Consider the following 22,973-nt stretch of genomic DNA (forward strand, 5'->3'; position numbering starts at 1 on the left):
CCAAGCGATGTCTTGCTAGAAAATTTAATAAAGCCGCAAAATCTATTGCGGCTTTTTTTGTATCTAAATCATATTTAGATGATGTGATTTGCGGCACAATAGTGGCTTCGCGTGATAATTCGGGACTGTTTGACCTCCTTCACGTGAGAGTAAGCAACACCCTAAAAGGACTTAGACCTATCTATGAATCTAGAAACCATACCGTCTGGAGAGTTGACGGTATCTAACCAACGCTCCATTTCTCGACTTGTCGCTCAAGCCGGACAAATGCTGTTGGCCCATGGCGCAGAAAGTACGCTTGTGTGCGATATCATGCGTCGTATTGGCTTAGCTTGTGGCGTGCATGAAGTGGCTGTAGCCCTCTCAGCCAATGCCTTGGTTGTCACGACCGTAATGGATGGACATTGCATCACCACTACTCGAAGCTGTGCCGATCGTGGCATCAACATGCGCGTTATTACGCAAATTCAACGTATCTGTATCATGATGGAGCGCGGGTTACTCGATGCTGCCATGGCGCAGAAAAAACTGAATACCATCAGCCCAGAACGGTACAACCGCTGGCTAGTGGTGCTTATGATTGGCTTATCATGCGCGGCATTCAGCCATTTAGCGGGTGGCGATTGGGGCGTATTTATTATGACCTTCTTGGCCTCGGCTGGTGGCATGATCGTGCGCCAAGAGATTGGCCATCGTCACTTCAATCCATTACTTAACTTTGCTGCTACCGCATTTGTAACCACGTTGATTTCTGCTCAAGCTGAAATTTATCAAATTGGTAATTTACCAACCGTAGCGATGGCATCGTCGGTATTGATGTTGGTGCCTGGTTTTCCACTGATTAATTCGGTAGCAGACATGCTAAAAGGTCACATTAACATGGGTATTGCTCGGTTTGTAATGGCCAGTTTGCTGACGTTAGCAACGTGTTTGGGCATTGTGGCGGCAATGAGTGTAACTGGTATTTGGGGGTGGGCAATTTAATGAATATTTTTGATTTAACGCTCGGTTTGCTCAATGACATGTTTTTTGCAGCCATCCCTGCAGTCGGCTTTGCGTTGGTGTTTAATGTGCCACAGCGAGCTTTGATCTATTGCGCGGTAGGTGGTGCGATTGGTCACGGAAGCCGTTACTTGATGATGCAGTTTGGAGTACCGATTGAGTGGGCGACCTTCTTCGCTGCCACCTTGGTTGGCATGATAGGGGTTCATTGGTCTCACCGCTTTTTGGCTCATCCAAAAGTGTTTACTGTCGCTGCATTGATACCTATGGTGCCGGGCGTTTTTGCTTACAAAGCGATGATTGCGATGGTGGAGATCAACCATTTGGGTTACTCGCCAGAGTTAATTGCGACCTGCATGGAGAACTTTCTTAAAGCCATGTTTATTATTGCTGGTTTAGCAGTTGGCCTCGCAGTTCCTGGGCTGTTATTCTACCGCCGCAGACCGATAGTATAAGGACCCGACATGATCATTAGTATGATTGCCGCGATGGCAGACAAGCGCGTTATTGGCAAAGATAATCAAATGCCTTGGCATCTTCCTGCGGATTTTGCTTGGTTTAAACGTTGTACGATGGGGAAGCCCGTCGTTATGGGAAGAAAGACTTACGATTCAATTGGTCGCCCTTTGCCAGGACGTTTGAATATTGTCATTAGCCGAGATGAATCATTGAGTATTGAAGGCGTTACAACGGTGACTTCAGTTGAAAAAGCGTTAGAGGCTGCAGGTAATGTTGAAGAAGTAATGATCATTGGTGGCGGTGCTATCTATGCTTCTTGTTTAGCGATGGCAAATAAACTGTACGTCACACATATTGATGCTGTAGTTGAAGGTGACACCCAGTTCCCAGACTGGGGTAATGAGTTCAAAGAGACATATTCTGAAACCTACCAAGCGGATGAGAAAAACGCTTACAACATGCGTTTTACGATTTTAGAAAAGCAATAGTTAGAAAAGTCTCTCGAAGCAGAATAGAAAAAAGCACCGTAACCACGGTGCTTTTTGTTTTTGGAGTAACGATCTAGTGATTAATCGAGAGCGTCTTGGGTAAAGATTTGTTTGTCTTCCCAACGGATCATCGTCAGCGAACCACCCCAGACACAGCCAGTATCGAGTCCAATGACTTTTTCATCGATATAGCCCTGCAATGCTGCCCAGTGGCCGAATAACACTGTTTTTTCTAACGGTATGCGGTGCGGCAGTTCAAACCAAGGTACCAATTGGTCACCTGTGACTTCTTGCGGAGGCAGTTTGCAGTCCATATCTAAACGACCATCAGAAAAGCAGAAACGCATTCTTGTAAAGGCATTGATGATATAGCGATAGCGATCCAGACCTTCCAGTGAGTCATCCCAAAGATCTGGTAAGTTGCTGTACATGTTTTTTAGCAACCACGGCAACTCTTCGCCTTGGATAATATGTTCTACTTCGCGAGCGCATTGTCTGGCTGTTTCTAAATCCCATTGCGGTGAGATACCCGCATGACACATCACAAACTCGTCGTGCTCTGCCAGAAGAGGTTGTTTAGCTAGCCAAGAGAGCAGTTCTTCGCGGTCTTTAGCGAGGAAAATAGGGGTCGTTTTATCTTTGTCTTTTCGCTTTTTCAGGCCGTAAGATACTGCCAGTAAATGTAAGTCATGATTGCCGAGTACGACTTTTGCGCTGTCACCGAGTGACTTTACGAAGCGCAGTGTTTCGAGTGATTTCGGGCCGCGAGCCACCAAATCTCCTGCGAGCCAAAGTTGGTCATGTTGAGTGGAAAAGTTGACGCGCTTGAGTAGCTGCTGTAGTTCGTCAAAACAGCCTTGGATGTCACCAACGATATAGGTAGCCACTGAATCTCCAATCTTATTAATTTAAAACGTTCGGAATCGCTAAACGAAATGGCTCAATTTCAGTGATGAATTCCTGGCCTTTTTCATCCAGCATTTTGTAGTGTCCTTGCATGACACCAACAGGCGTTTCTAACGCGGTACCACTGCTGTAAGTGTATTCATCGTTGCTTGGAATAAACGGCTGCTGCCCAACAACACCTTCTCCCTCTACCGTCATTTGCTTACCGTTGGAATCGGTAATCAACCATCGGCGACTTATGAGCTGCACTGTCTGCTGGCTGAGGTTTTTAATGGTAATGACGTAGGCGAAAACAAAGCGTTGTAGCTCTGGATTGGATTGCTCTTCGATGTATTTGGTGTGAACTTGAATCTTGATGCAGGGTTGAATGACGTCCATGTGCACTCCTTGATAAACTTAATAATAAGCCAAACCGGCAAGGGTTTGGCTTATTGTTTGAGTTATTAGTGCTGCGGGTTGTCCGCTAGCCAGTTCGCCATCGCGACGAATTGTTGTAGCGTTAGGTTTTCTGGACGCATGCTTGGGTTTACACCTAGCTCTTCCAGAACTTCTGAGCTCAACAGAGATTTGTAGCAGTTACGCACGGTTTTACGGCGTTGGTTAAAGCCTTCACGACAAACTCGATCGAGTAAACGTAGATCTTTCGCTGGGCATGGTAGCTCTTCATAAGGTACTAGGCGAACAACAGCGGAGTCTACTTTCGGTGGCGGAACAAATGCGGTTGGTGGTACTTCTAGTACAGGTACAACTTTACAGTAGTACTGCGCCATTACCGTTAGACGACCGTAAGCTTTACTACCCGGGCCTGCTGCCAAGCGATTCACCACTTCTTTTTGAAGCATAAAGTGCATGTCTTGAATGTCTTTATGGAATTCAAATAGGTGGAACATCAAAGGTGTAGAGATGTTGTACGGCAAGTTACCGAAGATACGCAGCTTGTTGTTTGGCTTCACTAACTGAGTGAAGTCAAAGCGCATTGCGTCGCCTTCATGAATCGTTAGTTTGTCTGCCAAATCAGGGTGGTTACGTAAACGCTCGGCTAAGTCACGGTCCAGTTCGATGACGGTGAACTTATCTACTTCACGGCCAACGGGTTCTGTGATTGCACCAAGACCCGGGCCGATCTCAACCAGATTCTGACCTGGCTTTGGGTTAATTGCTGATACGATGCCATCAATAATGTATGGATCGTTCAGGAAGTTTTGACCAAAACGTTTACGCGCTTTGTGTCCTAAATGGACATCATTTCTCATTGTTTCTTCTCTACCAATTCTATCGCATGCGTGAGCGCTGTTCGGAAGCTCCCTGTATCCGCTTGACCTGTCCCTGCCAGTTCTAATGCAGTACCGTGATCTACCGAGGTTCTAATAAAAGGTAGACCAAGAGTAATGTTTACTGAACGCCCAAAGCCTTTGTATTTTAATACTGGCAATACTTGGTCGTGGTACATGCCTAAAACAGCATCTGCATCGTTTAAATATTTTTCATTAAAAATGGTATCTGCCGGCAGTGGGCCGATCAGCTTGATACCTTTTTCTTTTTGAATCTTTTCCAGTGTCGGAGTGATGGTTTCGATCTCTTCACGACCTAAACAGCCATCTTCACCTGCATGAGGATTAAGCCCGCAAACATAGATGTTTGGCTCTGCGATGGCAAATTTTTCTACGAGGTCTTTATGAAGAATATCGATGATCTTCTCTAGTCGCTCTTCGGTGACCGCTTTTGACACATACGCCAATGGAATATGTGTGGTAACCAATGCGACACGCAGTCCTTCTGTTGCCAACATCATCACCACTAACGGTGTATTTGATTTCTCGGCAAAGAATTCAGTATGACCACTGAATGCAACACCTGCGCGATTGATCACCCCCTTGTGAACAGGGCCGGTGACAATAGCATCAAATTCATCATTCATACAGCCCAAAGCGGCTCTTTCTAGTGTTTTTAATACGTAGTGGCCGTTGGCTTCATTAAGTTGACCAGCAATCGCGTTTTCCGAAATTTCAACGTGGTCAACGATAAGTGTGCCCGCTTTTTGCGCCTTAGGTGCTTCTTCAGGATTGTAATCAAAGAGTTGGACATCAATGCCAAGCATTTTGGCGCGTTCCAGCAACATGTTTTTATCTGCGCAGATGACAATCTGGTGTGCCCAATCTTCTTTTGATAGAGCCAGCACTAAGTCAGGGCCGATGCCCGCAGGTTCCCCTGCGGTTACGACAATTCTGCGAATTGAATTAGTTGTCATTGTTGTCATCCACGATTTCAACAAACGCACTTGCACGTAGCTCTTGCATCCATGCGCCTGCTTCTTCATTAAACTTACGATTGAACAGAATGCGGTAAGCTTTATTCTTCATTGCTGAATCTGTGCGGTCGACTTGGCGTCGGTCTAACACTTCAACAATGTGCCAGCCATGAACCGTTTTGAATGGTTCACTGATTGAGCCAACTGGTAGTGTTTCAACTTGGTGTTTAAATTCAGGAACATAAAGATCTGGTGTTTGGTAATCAAGTTCACCGTCTTGAGCCGCAGAGCCTGGGTCTTGGCTGTATTGTGAGGCCAATTGAGCAAAGGTCGCTTCGCCAGCTTTGATGCGACGAACGAATTCATTTAACTGCTTTTTAGCGCCTTCATCACTAAGAATCACGGTTGGTTTGATCAGAATATGGCGAGCGTTAACTTCTGTCACCGCAACGGTTTCTAGACCCTTCACATCTTCAATTTTTAGGATGTGGAAACCAACGCCACTACGGAATGGACCAATGATGCTGCCTTTGTTCTGCATCTTGATTTGATCAGCAAAGATGGTTGGCATTTCTTCTTTACGCATCCAACCCCAATCACCACCTTGGAGAGCTTTCGGACCTTTAGAGTAGGTGTAAGCCATTTCGGTGAAGTCTGCGCCGTCGTTCAGTTTTTTAACCAGGGCTTTCGCTTGTGCTTCTACTTCTGATTTATCTTGACCGTCGGTGAAACGCAGTTGGATATGACCGATTTTGTATTGCACGGTTGCGTTGGTTTCTTTCGCTAGCTGGTCTGCAAGGCTATCAACTTCTGCTGGAAGGATATTGATTCGGCGACGAACTAGCGCATTACGAGCTTCTGACGCTGCAATTTCTTTACGGATTTGCTCGCGGAACTCTGGGTAGCTTAGGCCTTCTGCTTGCACGGATGCTGCCAGTTCTTCCACGCTTTGGTTATTGTTGCGTGCGATTTCTGCGATGGCTTGGTTTAGACGGTTATCGTCGATGCGTACACCAATACGGTCAGCTTCTTGGCCTTGCAGCGTATCGATGATCAGTTTTTCTACCACTTGCTCTTTGAGCACGCTTGCCGAAGGCAGACTTTTTCCGCTTTGACGAGCATTGGCTTGTAGGGTTTTCATCGCAGTATTGATGTCGCTTTGTAGAATGACACCGTCGTTAACGATGACAGCAACCTTATCAAGCTCTACCGGTGCTGCTACTGCTCCACAAGAGAGTAGGGTCGTGAATAAGATTGATTTCCAAATTTTCATTTAAAATTCCGTCAGTATTTTTTGAAGAAGCGTCTTATTTAGAGTAAGACGCTTAATTCGATTAATTGTTCAAATAGAATGGGCGACCGTATTTAATCGCGTTGTCGGAACCATCCAGTTCTTTGACTGCTGTACCGGTGCTTTGATTTGTCGCAAAGCCTTGAATACCGAAGTTAACACTAAAGTTGTTTTCGTATTCAGGAGAGGAGCCCGTACTGCCGATGGCTTGATTTTCCCAACCGAGTAATTGGTTAGAGTATGTCAAACCGATGTACCAACAATCAGATTGGTAACGCAGGCTTGCTAGCCATTCCATATCGGTATTTTCATTTAGGTCATAGTAGTACTGACCGCTTGCAGACCAGTTACGGTTGAACTCGTATGCCGCTACGATACCTGCTTGTGAAATACCTTTACGAGTAATAGTGTCGAGGTTTTCGAGAATGATCGTATCTTCGATGTATTCGCGAGTGACATAGCGGTAGTTACCTTGAATAAAGCCGCCGTTAAACTGATATTCCAACGTACTGTTGGCAAGCTGCATTGAGCTTAAGTCGATGTCGTACTGAACGCCACCGTGATAGAACAGGTAGTCGTTGTAGTTGAAATCAGCTTCAACTGCCCATGAAGAGTAGTTGGTTGTCTCGTCTGGAATGTTCGGGCTATTGCTGATTTTCGTCTTCTTATCGAAGTAGTAGATCTGACCAAACGACACGTTCAAACGTTCTTTGTAGTCATCATCAAAGAAGCGCGTACTTGCACCGTAGCTCAACTGGTTAGCCGATGCGATCTTATCAATACCACTGTACTTACGACTGCGGAATAGACCGTAGTAGTCAGTTTGCAGCAGCGTTGTATCGTAGTTGTAGATGTTGGTTTGATCTTCTTCTGGTACGTAAAGGTACTGAAGCTGTGGTTCTAGCGTTTGTGTGTAGCCTTTGATCCAACTGGTGTCACGCTCTAAGTAAATCTGAGCATGGGTACGAAACTCAGGAATAACACGAGAAACTTGTTCATCAAGCTGGTTTTTCAAGTCCACGTCGGTCAAGCCAGTAAGGTCTTGAGAGTAGTAAGTGGAAAGTACGCGCGCTTCCGTTGTCCAAGTGGCCCAAGAGTTTGACAGCGGCATGGTTAGTCCCGGCTCTATGTGAACGCGAGTCGCATTTGGTCGAGCGGTATCACTAGTGTCAAAACGGCTGACTTGGCTTTTTACGTCGAAGTTAAGGTGATCACCCCACAACGGCGTGTAGTAGTTCAAATCTAATTGAGGAAGCAAACGATATGGACGGTTTTCTTCTTTCAAGAGGATTTGGAAATCTCGAACGGTTAAAGACGCATCCCAGAAATCTGAACGGTACTGCACATGTCCTTCTTGGACTAACTGGCCGTCTTCACGGTTACCGATGTCAGAGTCCAAATCTAGGAAGTAATCAATGTCACTGACTTGTGAGTAATCAACTTTAACAATCCACTGTTTATTGATAATACCATCGTGCTTAACTTGGTAACCCCAGCGAGAATCATCTTGATATTTTTTATCGCTGTTGAGGTATTCGCCTTTCAGTTTACCTTCACCCCAACCATCGGTTAGGTAACGGAAATCGGTGTCGAGTTTGGTGCCACGTTGCTGCATGTAGAGTGCAGTGAGTGTCATGTCGTATTGAGGTGCGATGTTCCAGTAAAATGGCACTTCCACTTCCATACCGTCACTAGAACCGTAAGAAAGAGAAGGGAATAGGAAACCGGTTTTACGCGTATTACCAATAGGCATAGTCATGTATGGCACGTAAAACACGGGCACATCCATGATCTCAAAACGAGGGTGGTGCAGCGTGGCGGTCTCTTCGTCTTGGTCTACGTCAATACCAGACGCAACCAAACGCCATGAATTATCGCCTTCCGGACATGATGTGATTGAGCCATCTTCTAGTTCATAGACAGACTGACCTGTACGCGCAATGTAAGCAGCAGTACCACGACCTTGTTGGCAAAGAAATTGGTATTCGGTGTTTTCAAGCGAGAATGTATCTTGGTTGATGTCGTTGGTAACACGATCTGAACGGGCTTTAACTTGTCCGTCATTGAAGGTCACGTTGCCTTCTGCCACCACCACGTTGTCTTGTTGGTGCAGGGTTACGCTATCTGCGGTGATTTTCTTCGGACCTTGCGTTACTTGGACGTTTCCAGAGTATTGTGCTTTGTCACCATTAATGGCTTGCAGGTTGTCCGCTTCTACCACTACTGGGGTATTAAGAGCGTCCTCCTCGCCACTTGTTTCGACCAAACATTGATCTGTGGCGGGCATTTCCTGCACACTATCATTTATATTCGCTTCAGCTTGAGTGGTGGGTACAAACAAGGCGGTGCTGATAGAGGCCGCTATAAATGTGCGGGAGAAATGTTGCATTGAATTGAACTTTCCTGTGTCACTACTACTCGATGGCTATAGGGCTTGTTGTACCCTAGCGTCATAGCCAAATGAATCAACTATAGTCGCAATTGTCCCAGCGTATTGATTTGCTATGGCATAATGACGACAAAAATAGCTGCAAAGATAAGCAGGCGAAATGGCCTAGCCGAAATAAAACTAATTCCATTATCATAAAGGAAATCGTTCCATCCGGCACTATAAGACCGTCGTCGTCGATAAAAATTCATTGATAGAGAACACATAATGCATATTTTTGGCAAAATTCTGGGTGCCTTTTTTGGCTTGTTACTGGGTGGTCCATTCGGTTTGCTGTTTGGTTTATTTATTGGTCACCAATTCGATAAAGCCCGACGTTTAAGTCAAGCTGGGTTCTCTACAGGCGGCTTTGGAAAAGGACCGAGTCAGGCACAGCGTCAGGAAGAATTCTTTAAAGCGGCGTTTGCAGTAATGGGGCATGTGGCAAAAGCCAAAGGTCAGGTCACTAAAGAAGAGATCCAACTTGCGACTGCCATGATGGATCGTATGAATTTGCATGGCGAACAACGCCGTGCGGCGCAAGATGCGTTCCGCGAAGGGAAAGAGAGTGATTTCCCATTAGAAGATGTGCTGGTGCGTGTAAAAATCTCGACCGCTGGCCGTTTTGATTTGCTGCAATTCTTCCTTGAACTGCAAATTTCCGCGGCCTTTGCTGATGGAGCTATCCATCCAAGCGAACGTAATGTGCTGCACAAAATTGCTCGTGGTTTAGGTTTCTCCTCTGAACAACTAGAGCGTCGCCTGCAGATGCAAGAAGCGGCGTTCCGTTTCCAACATCAAGGTGGTTTCCATGGTCAGCAACAAGGCCAATACCAGTCGTCAGGTTGGCAGCAAGCCTCACAGGCGGATCAATTGGCCGATGCGTACAAAATTTTGGATGTGTCACCAGAGGCGGACGGTAAAACCGTTAAACGAGCTTACCGTAAGTTAATGAATGAGCATCACCCTGATAAATTGATGGCCAAAGGTTTACCGCCAGAAATGATGAACGTCGCAAAAGAAAAATCGCAAGAAATTCAAAACGCATACGATTTAATTAAAAAGGTAAAAGGCTTTAAGTAAGCCAAAATCTAACAAGCAAACTAGAAAGTAAAAAGGGCACTTGGTGCCCTTTTTTAGCTTTTGGGTTATCGGTGGCTAAAAGCATCTCAAGCTGAACAAGGATGGATAAATCAGTCGGCTTGGTTCAAGCTCCAATCGTAGTCGTACTTCACCCGACCTGAAAAATGGTTGTATTGTGGCGCGTACTTTCTGATGTGGTTAAACACCTCTTTCTCACCACCAAAATCAACGGCAAACCACTCATAAATTGAAGATATTTTTGCCGTATCACCTTCAATAGAGACGCCTTTTTTGCTGTTGATAAAGGTCTTTGCGGCACTCTCTAACAAGGTTTGAGTATTCTCAGCGGTAAAAGCTTGAGTTTGAAGATTCGGGCAGCCTAGGCTTGCACAATTGACAGCGTAGTGCGTTCTTGGGTCTTGCCAGATTGGTCGTAAAATTCGGTGCTCAATATCATTCAAGGTTAGACTTTTTCCGTTAATGATGATGACATCTTGATCCCATGGGCCAAAGCTAAACAGCCCGCCTAACTTGGTGATCGACGTTATCGGGTAGTTATCCAAAATTAGGTGAACCGTCAGCGCGTTGTACAGATTTACCCAATACGCGTATTGCTCGGCTTGGCGGTATTGCAATGGATTTAAACTAGCGAGACGTTGAATGTACTGCTTTAACTTTGTTTTATCGGCGAACGAGACTTGGTTGTAACGAAATAGAGTGTTGTCGCCTCGGGTAACTAGATAGCTGTCGAGTAACTGTTGCCACTCCAGATGAGAGATTGAGGTTTGGTTGACCTCGTTGGACTGCTGCCAATAAGGCCATAAGTCGGCTTTTGGTGCGGCGAGAGCGGAAAAGGAGAGTAGGGCACACAGTAGCAATAAGAAACGCTTCATAGAGAGACCTTTAGTGAGACTTGATTGTTAGTGTAGACCCGTCTAGTTGTTGTTTTCTTTCTTTAATCTATGCATAAAAACAAAACAGGCTGACAATGGTCAGCCTGTTATTTGTGTATTCAAAGAAGCGTTTTAACGCAGGAAGCTTGGGATATTGGCTTCATACTCAGCGATTTTGTCTTCGTGCTGAAGCGTCAAACCGATGTTATCTAAGCCATTAAGCAGGCAGTGACGACGGAACTCGTCGATTTCAAAGTCATACTCCTTGCCGTTTGCGCGCACCTTTAGGGCTTCCAGATCCACTTCAATTTGCGCACCTTCATTGGCTTCAACGAATTGGAACAGTTCATCCACTTCTTGCTCAGTCAGACGAACCGGAACCATTTGGTTGTTGATGGAGTTACCGTAGAAAATGTCCGCAAAACTAGGTGCGATCATCGCTTTAATGCCGTAATCAGCCAAAGCCCAAGGTGCGTGTTCACGAGATGAGCCACAGCCGAAGTTTTCACGCGCAAGTAGGATAGAAGCGCCTTGGTAACGTGGCGCGTTCATTACAAACTCAGGGTTTGGCTGCTCGCCTGCATCATCAAGGAAGCGCCAGTCATGGAAAAGATGCTTACCGAAACCTAGGCGAGAAACTTTTTGTAAAAACTGCTTTGGAATGATGGCATCCGTGTCAACGTTGGCGGCATCTAGAGGCACAACCAAACCAGTATGTTGTTTAAAACCTGACATGATTGTTCTCCTTAATCCTGTTTATCAAAAGTTAATTCACGAATGTCAACAAAGTGACCAGCGATAGCTGCCGCGGCTGCCATTGCAGGGCTAACCAAGTGAGTGCGACCATCACGGCCCTGACGGCCTTCAAAGTTACGGTTTGATGTTGATGCACAACGCTCGTGAGGTCCCAAACGATCATTGTTCATTGCTAAACACATTGAACAACCTGGTAGACGCCATTCAAAGCCCGCTTCTTTAAAGATGACATCCAAGCCTTCGGCTTCTGCTTGTGCTTTCACCTGTTCTGAGCCCGGGACAATCAAAGCTTGAACGTGCGATGCGACCTTACGGCCTTTCGCCACGACGGCGGCAGCGCGCATGTCTTCGATGCGAGAGTTCGTACAAGAGCCAACAAACACTTTATCTACTTGGTAGTCAGACAATGATTTACCTGCTTCTAGGCCCATGTAAGCCAATGCTTTTTCAGCAGACGCTTTTTCGATTGGATCAGTGAAGCTTTCTGGTGCTGGAATCGGTTGGTCAACGGCAATGACCTGACCTGGGTTTGTGCCCCAAGTTACTTGTGGTTTGATGTCAGCAGCATTGAGCGTTACTACGGCATCAAATTCGGCATCTGCGTCAGTTTTTAACGTCTTCCAGTACTCTACTGCAGCATCAAAATCTGCGCCTTGCGGTGAGAACTTACGACCTTTGATATATTCAAACGTGGTTTCATCTGGTGCAATTAGGCCTGCTTTTGCGCCCAATTCAATGGCCATGTTACATACCGTCATGCGGCCTTCCATAGAAAGGTCAGTAATCGCTTCACCGCAGAATTCAACCACATAACCAGTACCGCCCGCAGCCGTTGTTTTGCCGATGATCGCTAGAACGATATCTTTCGCGGTAATACCCGGTGCGACTTTACCTTTCACTTCGATTTTCATTGTTTTGGCACGTGCTTGTTTTAGCGTTTGAGTCGCTAATACGTGTTCAACTTCTGATGTACCGATACCGAAAGCCAGTGAGCCAAATGCCCCGTGTGTTGCGGTATGAGAGTCACCACAAACGATGGTCATACCCGGTAGAGTAATGCCTAGCTCTGGGCCCATAACATGGACGATGCCCTGATATTTGTGGTTTAGGTCGTAAAGGGTAACACCGAACTCTTCGCAGTTTTTCGATAGCGTTTCCATTTGGATACGCGCCATCTCGCCAGAGGCGTTGATGTCTTTGGTTGTGGTCGAAACGTTGTGATCCATCGTGGCGAACGTTTTGCTAACCTGACGAACTTTACGACCTTTTTCACGCAAGCCATCAAAGGCTTGTGGAGAGGTCACTTCGTGTACCAAGTGACGATCAATATAAAGAATAGGGGTTTCCCCTTCTGCCGCGACTGCAACGTGTGCGTCGTAGACTTTTTCGTATAGTGTTTTGCCCATTGCTTCCTTTCCTCGTCGTCCTTGTCACCGCAACGGGATGATCCGATGCGGTGATGGCAAACGACAGTTATATTTATAATGTCAGTCTGTTTATGAGTTCAAAATGTACTCAGCGATCTTGTCACCCATTTCTGATGTCGTCAGTGCAGGCTTGTCGCTTGCTAGGTCTGCGGTAAGCTCGCCTGCCGAAAGTGCTTTAGATACTGCGGATTCGATATCTTGCGCCGCAGCTTCTTCGCCAAGGCTGTAACGCAGCATCAGTGCTGCAGAAAGGATCTGCGCAACTGGGTTAGCAATGTTTTTGCCTGCGATATCTGGTGCGCTGCCACCGGCAGGCTCGTATAGGCCGAACTTGCTTTCGTTAAGACTTGCTGAAGGCAACATGCCCATAGAGCCCGTGATCATTGCACACTCATCAGAGATGATGTCGCCAAAGATGTTTGAACATAACATGACGTCAAACTGGGCTGGGTCTTTGATTAACTGCATGGTCGCGTTGTCGATGTACATGTGAGACAACGCGACATCTGGGTAGTCTTTGGCAATCTCTTCCACAACTTCACGCCATAAGATAGAACTCTGCAGAACGTTTGCTTTGTCAATTGAGCACACTTTCTTACGACGTAGACGAGCAGATTCAAACGCGATTTTTGCAATACGTTCGATTTCGTAGCGGTGGTACACCTCGGTATCAAACGCTTTTTCGTTAGCGCCTTCACCCTCACGGCCTTTCGGCTGGCCGAAGTAGATGCCACCAGTTAATTCGCGTACGACGACAATATCAAAGCCGCGACCTGAGATGTCTGCACGTAGCGGTGAGAAAGCTTCTAGACCAGCGTGGATTTGCGCTGGACGAAGGTTACAGAATAGCTGGAAGTGCTTACGTAGTGGCAGCAATGCACCGCGCTCTGGCTGGTCGTTTGGTGGCAAATGTTCCCACTTAGGGCCTCCAACCGAACCAAATAGAACCGCGTCAGACTCTTCACACGCTGTTACCGTACTTTCTGGAAGTGGGCAACCATGATTATCGATAGCAATACCACCAACATCATGTTCTTCGCGCTCAAATGAGATGCCATGTTTTTGCTCGATAGCATCCAAAACTTTATGCGCTTGAGCCATCACTTCTGGGCCGATGCCGTCACCAGGAAGTACGGCGATTTTGTATGATTTGTCTGTCATGTTATTCCTTTAATCTTCTAATTTTTGAGCTTAATTATTTGAAATCGTGTTATTTGTCCCTGAGCTATAAAGCTTAGTATGACTATACCGTAGCAATCTTTTTCTGCTTCATCTCGGCAATGGTGTCTGCGCGATGGATGCTGTTGATAACATGCAATAGTGCTTGACCAGAAGCTTCTACGATATCGGTTGAAACGCCCGTACCGTGGTATTTTCTACCTTTGTAGTTGGCAATGATGTCTGCTTGACCTAGACCATCCTCACCTTCACCTTTTGCGGTTAGATCGAATTTATCTAGTACGATCTCGTAACCTGTCACGCGGTAGATACATTGGTATAGCGCATCAACAGGCCCATTACCGACCGCCGCTTCACACATTTCCGCATCACCACATTGCATCTTGATGCTGGTGGTTGCCATCACGCTGCCCGATTGCACGCTTAGGTAATTCAACTTGTAGAAGTCATCTTCTTCACGCAAGTTGGAGAAGTGCATTAGCGCTTCCAAATCGTAATCAAACACTTGGCCTTTACGGTCGGCCAGTTTCAAGAAGTCGGCGTACAGTGCGTCTAGGTTGTACTCATCTTCTTTATAACCCATGGAATCCATGTGGCTCTTCACCGCCGCTCGGCCGCTACGACTGGTTAGGTTAAGTGCTTGGTTCTTAAGACCAATCGACTCAGGCGTCATGATCTCGTAAGTGTTCTTGTTCTTTAACATGCCGTCTTGGTGGATACCTGAAGAATGGCTGAATGCATTGGCACCCACGACCGCTTTGTTGCTTTGGATCGGCATGTTGCACAGTTGACTCACCAACTTGCTAGTACGATGGATTTCTTCGTGCTTGATCCCCGTACTTACGCCCAGAAGCTCTTGACGCGTCTTGATGATCATCGCGATCTCTTCTAGTGAGCAGTTACCCGCACGCTCGCCGATACCATTGATGGTGCCTTCAATTTGGCGAGCACCGGCTTGTACTGCTGCAATTGAGTTTGCGACCGACATGCCCAAGTCATCATGACAGTGCACAGAAATGATGGCCTTGTCGATGTTCGGCACGCGGTTGAAAAGCGTTTGGATGATGCCACCGAACTCGCTTGGCACTGTGTAGCCAACGGTATCGGGAATGTTGATGGTGCTTGCGCCAGCATCAATTGCGGCTTCAACCATGCGACATAGATTGTCGATTGGTGTTCGGCCTGCGTCTTCACAAGAAAATTCGACATCATCGGTGTAGTTACGCGCGTGTTTAACGGCGTTGACCGCCATTTCAAGTACGTCATCGTAACTGCGGCGTAGCTTGTCTTGAACGTGAATCGTGGAAGTGGCTAGAAAAGTGTGGATACGGAATTGGTCAGCAACTTTTAGCGCTTCAGCTGCGGCATCGATGTCTTTCGCAACGGCACGCGAAAGGGCACAAACTCGGCTATTTTTGATGTGTTTTGCAATAGTTTGTACGGACTCGAAATCGCCAGGGGAAGAGATAGGAAAACCTGCTTCGATAACATCAACGCCCAGCCTTTCAAGCGCATAGGCAATCTGCAGTTTTTCTTTAACCGTCAAGCTTGCTGACAACGCTTGCTCGCCATCACGCAAGGTGGTGTCGAATATAATGACCTGATCGTTCATGTTTGCTTCCTTCCTGATTTCTGCACTTTCGTGCAAGTTAATCGTTTACTTCCAGTATTTAGATATAAAAAAAACCCGCATTTTCATGCGGGTTTCTAAGAAATTGGTGTGGTTATTTTTCTTCCACAGCCTACCCGCGCGAACTGGTCACGATCAGGAGGAGGCTAAGCAGGATAGAAAAATGAGCTGACATAGTTGTTAAGCTTTCCACAAATTTAAGTTAACAAATTAGTACCGCACTCCTTGGAGCGCGTCAACCCTAAAGTCGATTTTTTATTCATATCGGATGAGTGGTTTAATAATAGTCAGCTGATACATCGACACATTCAATCAATTCAAAGTGCAATCAGTCAAAAGTGAAGGAAACGTGCTAGAACCTGAGCGTGGCGACAAAGATCACAGCCTAAAGCTTTGTGTTATCAAAATTCAGGTATAGGGATTGCGACTTATCACACAAAGGTCTTAATTGCTTGGCGAAAATACGCGTTGACCATTTATAGTAGTGCAGTTGCATTAGGTGAAGAGAAACAGAAGGTAAAGGATTCATGGTCACAGCAAAACAACTTGGACGTTCGGCACTCGCATTAACATTGATCAGCTTATCTGGTTGTCAGCTGTTTCAATCAAATACGAATGCTGAGGTGGCTTCTCCGGTGATCGTGAACGATCATGCGCAAAGTATTATGGTGATCAGCGATCAAATGGACATGTACTTAAGCAGTGAAGGGCGGGAATCTTTCTTAAATCAGATGCTGGTGGCGCTTGAGTCGGACAGTCGAGATAAATTCAAAGGCAAAGATCCTGACACCTATTCGTGGTGGAAGATCCGCGTGCAACCTAATGAGTGGCAACAAGCTGAGATAGTCAGGCCAGTAGAAGAGGGAGTGGATACCTCTAACAAGCTGGAGTTTATGGATGTCTCCTATCGTTCAAAAACGGGGTTAAATTTGCGCTCCAAACCGAGTGTAGAGAGTACAAAGCTGGGGCAACTTGAAAAAGGCGAAGTGTTCAATGCGTTGGCGAGAGTAGAAGGAGAACCTTGGATTCTGGTTGAACAAAAAGGCGTTATTAAGGGCTACGTGCATCAAGATTACGTACGCAGCAACGTAGTAAATCGCGATATTTTGTCGACTCAACCGAATCCGTTGCTCGATGCTCAGCAAGCGACTCATTCTGTATCGAGTGCCCGACACGAGCTGCTGGGCAGCTACACTTGTCGAGCGCTGAGCTATGAGTTAACCAAAGACGGTGATGTTACCACGGGGTCATTACGCGCATGCCGCAAAAAACGCAAAGTTTGGTATATCGATACGCCGTCAGCCTCACCAGCTAACCCTTCGTAATTCTTATTGCTTTTATTGATGTGTTTAACGGTATGGTTGGGCACATCAATGTGCGCTATTCCGTCCATTCTACTTTTGTCACTAATTGTCCAACTTCCCGTCATGTAGCTGTCACCTAAACCTCCTACTTTGCACACAAAGGCGTTGTCAAAGTAAGGGAAGGTCACATGCGAACCATTGAGACAATCACACAGCCAATAGCAACCATCGCTAAGTTTGATTTAGCATTCTCTAGCGTATGTCTTCAGCACCGTTTTAACCAACAAGTTGCCAACATCAGTAAAGGCGTTTCGCACAGTGGAGATGGGCATCTCTACGTCGTCTTAGGGCTGTTAGCTTGGTATTTAGATAAAGAACACGGATCTTGGTTTATGTTAGCCGGATTGCTGGCATTTGCCGTCGAGCTACCCATTTACTGGACGCTAAAAAACAGCTTTAAACGCCGCCGTCCTGAAGAACTGAGCGCTTTGTTACCTGCTTTTATCACCCCTTCTGATCGCTATAGTTTACCGTCTGGACATACTGCTGCTGCGTTTGTTATGGCAACACTTATCAACCATTACTACCCAGAACTCGGTTATGCCGCATTCTTTTGGGCGAGCTTAATTGGTACGGCGCGTATTTTGCTCGGTGTCCATTTCTTTACTGACGTCATCATCGGGGCGCTGTTGGGAAGTGCGTGTGGTGCTCTAGCTATTGCGATCGTAGGAGGCTAATGGATGAAAATTCTATACGGTGTTCAAGGTACGGGAAATGGCCACATCGCACGTGCACGTGCAATGAGCAAGGCATTTGAATCGCACGATGTGCAGGTCGACTTTCTTTTTTCTGGACGAGCACCGGAGAAATACTTTTCAATGGAAGCGTTTGGCGATTATCAGACTCGTCGCGGTTTTACGTTTGTGACGGAAAAAGGCTCGGTCAATTACGCCAAAACGGCCTTGAACAACAATTTGATTCATTTTTTCAAAGAAGTGAACCAACTCAATCTGGCGCCTTATGATTTAATCATCAATGACTTTGAACCCGTCACTGCTTGGGCAGCTCGTCAACAAAATAAGCCGTGTATCGGTATCAGTCACCAAAATGCGTTTCGCTATCCAGTGCCTCTGAAGGGGGCGAGCTGGCTGGATAAATCAGTACTTGAGTATTTTGCTCCATCTCAACATCAGCTTGGATTGCACTGGTATCACTTTGACCAGCCGTTGCTACCGCCCATCGTCCACACTTTGGATAACCAAGCGGATAACGATGATTTCGTGTTGGTGTATTTACCGTTTGAGTCGATTGAGGACATCTGCGACCTGTTGTTCCACTTTAATCAGCAGACGTTTATTTGTTATCACCCCGACGTGATAGAAGTAGAGAAAGTGGAGAACATAGAATTGCGTCCGCTGTGCCATACCAACTTTCAGCACCATCTACATCGTTGCTGTGGGGTCATCGCCAATGGTGGTTTCGAACTGCCTTCAGAAGCACTTTCTCTTGGCAAAAAACTGCTAATGAAACCACTGGCAGGACAATTTGAACAGCAGAGCAACGTAGCCACGCTTGAAGATCTTGGGTTAGCCACTGCAATGGACAGTTTAGACATTTCTACCGTACGTCAGTGGCTCAAAGAGCAGCAAGCTGAGAGTGTTAAATACCCCGACGTTGCACAAGCCATCGTGAATTGGATTTTACAAGGGGCGTGGGATTCGCAAGAAGAGCTCTCCAAACAGTTGTGGGAGCAGGTGGATTTTCCGAGTTATGTATCCAATATCTAAGTTTGTTTGCTCGGATTGTTTGTGGCAAACACATAATAACTATTAACTACCTATTATTACGTTCCTTCCAACATTCCTACATGGTACTTGATGCAGCTTTTCGATTTCGAAGGGCTGCATTTTTATTCCCTCTCGTTCATTTCTATTCATTGTTTAATTGCAGATTATTTGACTGATACGCGCAAATTTACGGCAAAGACATAGGCTGTGTTTTTTGGTCTGTTAGTTATTAATAGGTGGGGTAAATATGTTTCGATGTTTGTTCTTAGTCTTATCAATTTGCTAAATACATACTCAAAGAGTGTGGTTTTAGTTGTTTTATAGTTTTTTATATTTTTCTCAATTGATTGATTTTAAAAGATTAAATACCTAAGTGGCTAAAATTTAGTGATTAAATATCAATCTAGTTGCTAAACCCCAATCGATTAGTTGATAGTACGCTTCGAGCCGGAAGTATCCGGACGATAAATATAATAAAAATTAGGTTTCTATTCGTAAAAATGATTCGAATCCAGCCGCCGTCTTTTGTGCGAGATGGGATTCTATTCGTTATGAATTCATTGAAACAATTTGACGATTACAAAAGAGGCGCACTCAATGTTAGAGAAGAAAGATGCGATGAGCGCAATTGCTAGCTACCGTATGGAAAGCACTTTGCGTGGTGTAGATTTGAACCTACTGACTGTATTTGATGCTGTGATGCAAGAGCAAAATATCACTCGTGCAGCACACAACTTAGGCATGTCTCAACCGGCAGTAAGTAATGCCGTGGCACGTCTAAAAGTGATGTTTAACGATGAACTGTTCATGCGTCAGGGCCGTGGTATTCAACCAACTCAACGTGCGCGTCAACTGTTTGGCCCTATCCGCCAAGCATTGCAACTGATCCGTAACGAATTGCCAAGCTCGGTATTCCAACCAGAGTCGTCAACTCGTCTATTCAAGCTGGCGATTTGCAGCCCATGTGACATGCGCTTTGCGCCAAAAATCATGGCGAAGATTAATCAACAAGCGCCAAACGTTCAGCTACATCTAGACGCGGAATTTGACCGTCTTCTTTCTGAGCGCATGCGTTACCAAGAAATCGACTTCGTGATCGATTACGCTCGTTTTGATGAGCAAGGTTTCTCAAGCACAGAAATCTTCAAAGATGAATTGGTGGTTATCGCTTCGAAAACGCACCCACGTATTCAAGGTGGCGTAAGCGCCGAGCAGCTAATTAACGAAAAGCACGCGAAACTGTCTAAAGTTCACGGTCAACGTAGCTTCTCTGAGCAGGCGTACCGCGAGCTTGACTGCCAAGCTGCGTACGAAGGTTCAAGCCTAAGCAACTTGCTTTACGTTGTTAGCCAATCTGAGTTAGTGACTATCGCACCACGCTGGATGGCGGAAAATGCGGTGAACAGTGACCAACTGCAGATTCTAGACTTCCCATTTGCGAACAAAGAAATCAGCGGCTTCCTTAGCTGGCATGAATCAAGTGAAAAAGACAAAGGCCACATTTGGCTACGTGACCAGCTAATGGTGACGTGTGGTGAAGTGGTTGCATCAAAATAAGTTTATTATTTGGTCTGATGAACTGGTCAGACTGGATTTGTAATCATCAATTTTTACAATTGTTTGGCCCCGAGAGACGCTTGTCTTTCGGGGCTTTTTATTTAGGTTAATTAATAAGCGAAACAGCAAGTTATTTTGCCTAAACCTCCATCAACTTCAATTGGGCCTTGAGTTCATTAGTGATAGTTATCTCTTATTAGTGATAAGTTTGATACTGGTCAGTTGCGTTTTAGCATTGCGTGAGTACACTTGTTCGCTCAAATAGCTTACGCCTGTAAGCCAAAAGGTAAGTAAAAGAATGGCCAAGTTAGATTTTCATATCGTTAAACGTATTCGTGAACAAATTGCGAACGGTGGTACCCGCGTTGCACTGAAACATAAAGTAGCAGGAGCATGGCAAGGTATTACTTGGGAGCAGTTTGGTCAGCAAGTTGATACTTTATCGCTTGCACTTTTGGCTCAGGGTTTAGGAGTCCAAGATAAGATCGGCATTTTCTCAAACAACATGCCGCAATGGACGATTGCTGATTTCGCCGCATTGCAACTGCGTGGCGTGACGGTGCCTATCTACCCAACCAATACTGCCGCTCAGTCGGCATACATCATCGACAACGCAGACGTAAAAGTTCTGTTTGTTGGCGAACAGCCTCAGTTTGATGCTGCTGTGAGCATTTTTGAACAATGTGAGCAGTTAGAGCTGATTGTTGCGATGTCGGACGATATTGAGCTTGGCGATCATGACTTTGCTATCTCTTGGAAAGACTTTGTCGCAAAAGGCGATACAAGCCATCAAGCTGAACTTGATGAGCGTTTGGAACAAGCGAAAGTCGATGATTTGCTTACGCTGATCTACACCTCAGGTACAACGGGTCAACCTAAGGGCGTGATGTTGGATTATGGCAACATCGCAGCGCAGCTAGAAGGTCACGACCAACGCTTGAGCTTATCTCAAGATGATGTTTCTTTGTGTTTCCTTCCGCTTTCACACGTATTTGAACGCGCTTGGACATTCTACGTATTATACAAAGGTGCGACGAACTGTTACTTGCAAGACACTATGCAGGTGCGCGATGCATTAAGTGAAGTGCGTCCAACCGTGATGTGTGCAGTTCCTCGTTTCTACGAAAAGATTTTCTCAGCGATTCACGAGAAAGTGTCTCGAGCACCGATTCATCGCAAGATCATGTTTACTTGGGCGGTGAACATGGGCGCGAAAATGGCACTTTGCCATCAAGAAAAACGCAAACCTTCGATGATGCTGCGCAAAGCACACGCATTAGCTGACAAGCTGGTGCTCAGTAAACTGCGTGCACTGCTCGGTGGTCGTATCAACTTCATGCCATGTGGTGGCGCGAAGTTGGATGAAACTATTGGTCGCTTCTTCCATGCGATTGGCATCAACGTGAAGTTGGGCTACGGCATGACAGAAACCACCGCGACGATTTCGTGCTGGGATGACAAGTGCTTTGATCCGGATTCTATCGGTATGTCGATGCCTGGCGCGCAAGTGAAGATTGGCGAAAACAACGAGATTCTAGTTCGTGGCCCGATGGTGATGCGCGGTTACTACAAAATGCCAGAAGAGACCGAAAAGACGTTTGATGAGCACGGTTTCTTAAAGACCGGTGATGCTGGCCATATTGATGAAAATGGCAACCTGTTCATCACCGATCGCATTAAAGAACTGATGAAAACCTCTGGTGGTAAATACATTGCACCGCAAATGATTGAAGGTGCGATTGGTAAAGACCACTTCATTGAGCAGATTGCGGTGATTGCCGATACACGCAAGTTTGTTTCTGCGCTGATTGTGCCGTGTTTTGACTCTCTTGAAGAATATGCGAAAGAACTGAACATTGCATACCATGACCGAGTTGAGCTTATCAAACACCACCAAGTGGTCGAAATGCTTGAGAAGCGAGTGAATGAACTGCAAAAAGAACTGGCGAAATTTGAGCAAGTTAAGAAGTTCAAACTGCTACCAAGAGCTTTCTCGATGGACGATGGAGAGTTAACGCCAACGCAAAAACTGCGTCGTAAAGTGATTAACGATAAATACCAAGACGAAATCGAAGAAATGTACAACGAAAAGTCAGATAAAAAGTAACAAGCACTGACTTAGATTTCAGATTGATGAAAAGATCCCCAGCCATACCTTTTGGTATCGTTGGGGATTTTTGTATGTGCAGCAGTTCGGCTTGATGATGCAGATAACGGGTGAATTTCTGATGTTTGGGTAAATCTCTGTGAAATTATGTTCTTTTTTTTGTCGTTATGTTTTTTGATCGTGCTGCTTATTTGCGCTTAGTTGGCTTCTATTCCTGTTATCGTTCTGCTTTCTAGTGTCTTGTTTAAAAACTAGACATATCTCTCATTAGACCCGTTGCTAATAAACCGTTACATTTGTTGATGAACCTTGCGGGATGTTATGACGAACGCAAGACATAGCCGAAAACGTGGAAGTATTTCGATTAGGCTACGAATAAGACCTAGACTATGTAAAACCAGACCAAACCGTTGACCTTGCGGTGTGGA

20 protein-coding genes are annotated in these 22,973 nt (G+C 45.7%); 9 read left to right on the top strand and 11 right to left on the bottom strand.

The features are described 5' to 3' along the window. The first annotated feature begins 183 nt into the window (after positions 1-183). The 3 genes from DYB02_RS02940 to folA are packed head-to-tail and all read left to right on the top strand — an operon-like array spanning position 184 to position 1,949. Positions 184-984, top strand: coding sequence for a threonine/serine exporter family protein (locus tag DYB02_RS02940; RefSeq protein ID WP_005459610.1), 801 nt, complete (start codon positions 184-186; stop codon positions 982-984). Further along, the gene (locus DYB02_RS02945) at positions 984-1,457 is read left to right on the top strand and encodes a threonine/serine exporter family protein (RefSeq protein WP_005459611.1); all 474 of its coding nucleotides are present in this window, start codon (positions 984-986) and stop codon (positions 1,455-1,457) included. Before DYB02_RS02940 ends, DYB02_RS02945 begins: the two co-directional genes overlap by 1 nt. 9 nt (positions 1,458-1,466) lie before the next feature. Further along, positions 1,467-1,949 carry a type 3 dihydrofolate reductase gene (gene folA, locus DYB02_RS02950; protein ID WP_029805062.1) on the top strand — a complete coding sequence of 161 codons (483 nt, stop codon included), beginning with the start codon at positions 1,467-1,469 and terminating at the stop codon, positions 1,947-1,949. An 80-nt stretch (positions 1,950-2,029) separates the two neighbouring features. Here the strand turns inward: folA and apaH are convergent, their stop codons facing one another. The 6 genes from apaH to lptD form a co-directional block, all read right to left on the bottom strand. After that, positions 2,030-2,836, bottom strand: a complete 807-nt coding sequence (apaH, locus tag DYB02_RS02955) for a bis(5'-nucleosyl)-tetraphosphatase (symmetrical) ApaH (protein WP_029805065.1) — start codon at positions 2,834-2,836, stop codon at positions 2,030-2,032. A gap of 16 nt (positions 2,837-2,852) precedes the next feature. Then, positions 2,853-3,233 (bottom strand): Co2+/Mg2+ efflux facilitator ApaG/CorD, encoded by a 381-nt coding sequence (gene apaG / locus DYB02_RS02960; protein WP_005459620.1) that lies wholly within the window; start codon positions 3,231-3,233, stop codon positions 2,853-2,855. A 65-nt stretch (positions 3,234-3,298) separates the two neighbouring features. After that, positions 3,299-4,108 (bottom strand): 16S rRNA (adenine(1518)-N(6)/adenine(1519)-N(6))-dimethyltransferase RsmA, encoded by an 810-nt coding sequence (gene rsmA, locus DYB02_RS02965; protein WP_029805067.1) that lies wholly within the window; start codon positions 4,106-4,108, stop codon positions 3,299-3,301. Next, positions 4,105-5,103 (bottom strand): 4-hydroxythreonine-4-phosphate dehydrogenase PdxA, encoded by a 999-nt coding sequence (pdxA, locus tag DYB02_RS02970; RefSeq protein WP_029805068.1) that lies wholly within the window; start codon positions 5,101-5,103, stop codon positions 4,105-4,107. Before pdxA ends, rsmA begins: the two co-directional genes overlap by 4 nt. Further along, on the bottom strand, positions 5,093-6,376 hold the full coding sequence (surA, locus tag DYB02_RS02975) for a peptidylprolyl isomerase SurA (protein WP_029805069.1): 1,284 nt from the start codon (positions 6,374-6,376) through the stop codon (positions 5,093-5,095). The genes pdxA and surA overlap by 11 nt, the downstream gene beginning before the upstream one ends. A 61-nt stretch (positions 6,377-6,437) precedes the next feature. After that, positions 6,438-8,783 carry an LPS assembly protein LptD gene (gene lptD / locus DYB02_RS02980; protein WP_005459627.1) on the bottom strand — a complete coding sequence of 782 codons (2,346 nt, stop codon included), beginning with the start codon at positions 8,781-8,783 and terminating at the stop codon, positions 6,438-6,440. A gap of 267 nt (positions 8,784-9,050) precedes the next feature. On the opposite strand from lptD, the gene djlA reads away from it, so the two are divergent. After that, entirely contained in the window at positions 9,051-9,905 is an 855-nt protein-coding gene (gene djlA, locus DYB02_RS02985) for a co-chaperone DjlA (RefSeq protein ID WP_005459635.1), read from the top strand. 110 nt (positions 9,906-10,015) lie between these two features. Here djlA and DYB02_RS02990 read toward each other — a convergent pair whose 3' ends face one another. The 5 genes from DYB02_RS02990 to leuA form a co-directional block, all read right to left on the bottom strand. After that, positions 10,016-10,798, bottom strand: a complete 783-nt coding sequence (locus DYB02_RS02990) for a DUF547 domain-containing protein (protein WP_029805070.1) — start codon at positions 10,796-10,798, stop codon at positions 10,016-10,018. A 132-nt stretch (positions 10,799-10,930) separates the two neighbouring features. After that, positions 10,931-11,533: a 3-isopropylmalate dehydratase small subunit gene (leuD, locus tag DYB02_RS02995; RefSeq protein WP_005489439.1), complete on the bottom strand. Its 603-nt coding sequence runs from the start codon at positions 11,531-11,533 to the stop codon at positions 10,931-10,933. 11 nt (positions 11,534-11,544) lie between these two features. Then, on the bottom strand, positions 11,545-12,960 hold the full coding sequence (gene leuC, locus DYB02_RS03000; protein ID WP_005459505.1) for a 3-isopropylmalate dehydratase large subunit: 1,416 nt from the start codon (positions 12,958-12,960) through the stop codon (positions 11,545-11,547). 90 nt (positions 12,961-13,050) lie between these two features. Continuing rightward, on the bottom strand, positions 13,051-14,142 hold the full coding sequence (gene leuB / locus DYB02_RS03005; RefSeq protein WP_025441259.1) for a 3-isopropylmalate dehydrogenase: 1,092 nt from the start codon (positions 14,140-14,142) through the stop codon (positions 13,051-13,053). An 82-nt stretch (positions 14,143-14,224) separates the two neighbouring features. Then, the gene (gene leuA, locus DYB02_RS03010; RefSeq protein ID WP_005459507.1) at positions 14,225-15,772 is read right to left on the bottom strand and encodes a 2-isopropylmalate synthase; all 1,548 of its coding nucleotides are present in this window, start codon (positions 15,770-15,772) and stop codon (positions 14,225-14,227) included. A 545-nt stretch (positions 15,773-16,317) separates the two neighbouring features. Between leuA and DYB02_RS03020 the strand changes: the two genes are divergently transcribed. The 5 genes from DYB02_RS03020 (at position 16,318) to DYB02_RS03040 (ending at position 22,545) form a co-directional block, all read left to right on the top strand. Further along, positions 16,318-17,115 carry an SH3 domain-containing protein gene (locus DYB02_RS03020; protein ID WP_023584988.1) on the top strand — a complete coding sequence of 266 codons (798 nt, stop codon included), beginning with the start codon at positions 16,318-16,320 and terminating at the stop codon, positions 17,113-17,115. Positions 17,116-17,282: 167 nt separating this feature from the next. After that, the gene (locus DYB02_RS03025) at positions 17,283-17,831 is read left to right on the top strand and encodes a phosphatase PAP2 family protein (RefSeq protein WP_005480556.1); all 549 of its coding nucleotides are present in this window, start codon (positions 17,283-17,285) and stop codon (positions 17,829-17,831) included. 3 nt (positions 17,832-17,834) lie between these two features. After that, positions 17,835-18,881, top strand: a complete 1,047-nt coding sequence (locus DYB02_RS03030) for an MJ1255/VC2487 family glycosyltransferase (protein ID WP_029804484.1) — start codon at positions 17,835-17,837, stop codon at positions 18,879-18,881. A gap of 597 nt (positions 18,882-19,478) precedes the next feature. Continuing rightward, positions 19,479-20,438, top strand: a complete 960-nt coding sequence (gene calR, locus DYB02_RS03035) for a LysR family transcriptional regulator CalR (protein WP_005459522.1) — start codon at positions 19,479-19,481, stop codon at positions 20,436-20,438. A 298-nt stretch (positions 20,439-20,736) separates the two neighbouring features. Beyond that, complete coding sequence (locus DYB02_RS03040; protein WP_005480577.1) at positions 20,737-22,545, top strand: AMP-dependent synthetase/ligase; 1,809 nt, start codon at positions 20,737-20,739, stop codon at positions 22,543-22,545. Positions 22,546-22,973 lie beyond the last annotated feature (428 nt).

This window comes from Vibrio parahaemolyticus, assembly GCF_900460535.1.
Classification (GTDB): Bacteria; Pseudomonadota; Gammaproteobacteria; order Enterobacterales; family Vibrionaceae; genus Vibrio; species Vibrio parahaemolyticus.

Bases quoted from the DNA above. Each gene is read 5' to 3' on its own strand.
- apaG (WP_005459620.1), bottom strand. From the start codon at position 3,233: ATGGACGTCATTCAACCCTGCATCAAGATTCAAGTTCACACCAAATAC.
- DYB02_RS03025 (WP_005480556.1), top strand. From the start codon at position 17,283: ATGCGAACCATTGAGACAATCACACAGCCAATAGCAACCATCGCTAAG.
- rsmA (WP_029805067.1), bottom strand. From the start codon at position 4,108: ATGAGAAATGATGTCCATTTAGGACACAAAGCGCGTAAACGTTTTGGT.
- leuD (WP_005489439.1), bottom strand. From the start codon at position 11,533: ATGTCAGGTTTTAAACAACATACTGGTTTGGTTGTGCCTCTAGATGCC.
- DYB02_RS02945 (WP_005459611.1), top strand. From the start codon at position 984: ATGAATATTTTTGATTTAACGCTCGGTTTGCTCAATGACATGTTTTTT.
- folA (WP_029805062.1), top strand. From the start codon at position 1,467: ATGATCATTAGTATGATTGCCGCGATGGCAGACAAGCGCGTTATTGGC.
- pdxA (WP_029805068.1), bottom strand. From the start codon at position 5,103: ATGACAACTAATTCAATTCGCAGAATTGTCGTAACCGCAGGGGAACCT.
- lptD (WP_005459627.1), bottom strand. From the start codon at position 8,783: ATGCAACATTTCTCCCGCACATTTATAGCGGCCTCTATCAGCACCGCC.
- DYB02_RS03040 (WP_005480577.1), top strand. From the start codon at position 20,737: ATGGCCAAGTTAGATTTTCATATCGTTAAACGTATTCGTGAACAAATT.
- djlA (WP_005459635.1), top strand. From the start codon at position 9,051: ATGCATATTTTTGGCAAAATTCTGGGTGCCTTTTTTGGCTTGTTACTG.
- leuB (WP_025441259.1), bottom strand. From the start codon at position 14,142: ATGACAGACAAATCATACAAAATCGCCGTACTTCCTGGTGACGGCATC.
- DYB02_RS03020 (WP_023584988.1), top strand. From the start codon at position 16,318: ATGGTCACAGCAAAACAACTTGGACGTTCGGCACTCGCATTAACATTG.
- calR (WP_005459522.1), top strand. From the start codon at position 19,479: ATGTTAGAGAAGAAAGATGCGATGAGCGCAATTGCTAGCTACCGTATG.
- leuC (WP_005459505.1), bottom strand. From the start codon at position 12,960: ATGGGCAAAACACTATACGAAAAAGTCTACGACGCACACGTTGCAGTC.
- DYB02_RS02940 (WP_005459610.1), top strand. From the start codon at position 184: ATGAATCTAGAAACCATACCGTCTGGAGAGTTGACGGTATCTAACCAA.
- DYB02_RS03030 (WP_029804484.1), top strand. From the start codon at position 17,835: ATGAAAATTCTATACGGTGTTCAAGGTACGGGAAATGGCCACATCGCA.
- leuA (WP_005459507.1), bottom strand. From the start codon at position 15,772: ATGAACGATCAGGTCATTATATTCGACACCACCTTGCGTGATGGCGAG.
- surA (WP_029805069.1), bottom strand. From the start codon at position 6,376: ATGAAAATTTGGAAATCAATCTTATTCACGACCCTACTCTCTTGTGGA.
- DYB02_RS02990 (WP_029805070.1), bottom strand. From the start codon at position 10,798: ATGAAGCGTTTCTTATTGCTACTGTGTGCCCTACTCTCCTTTTCCGCT.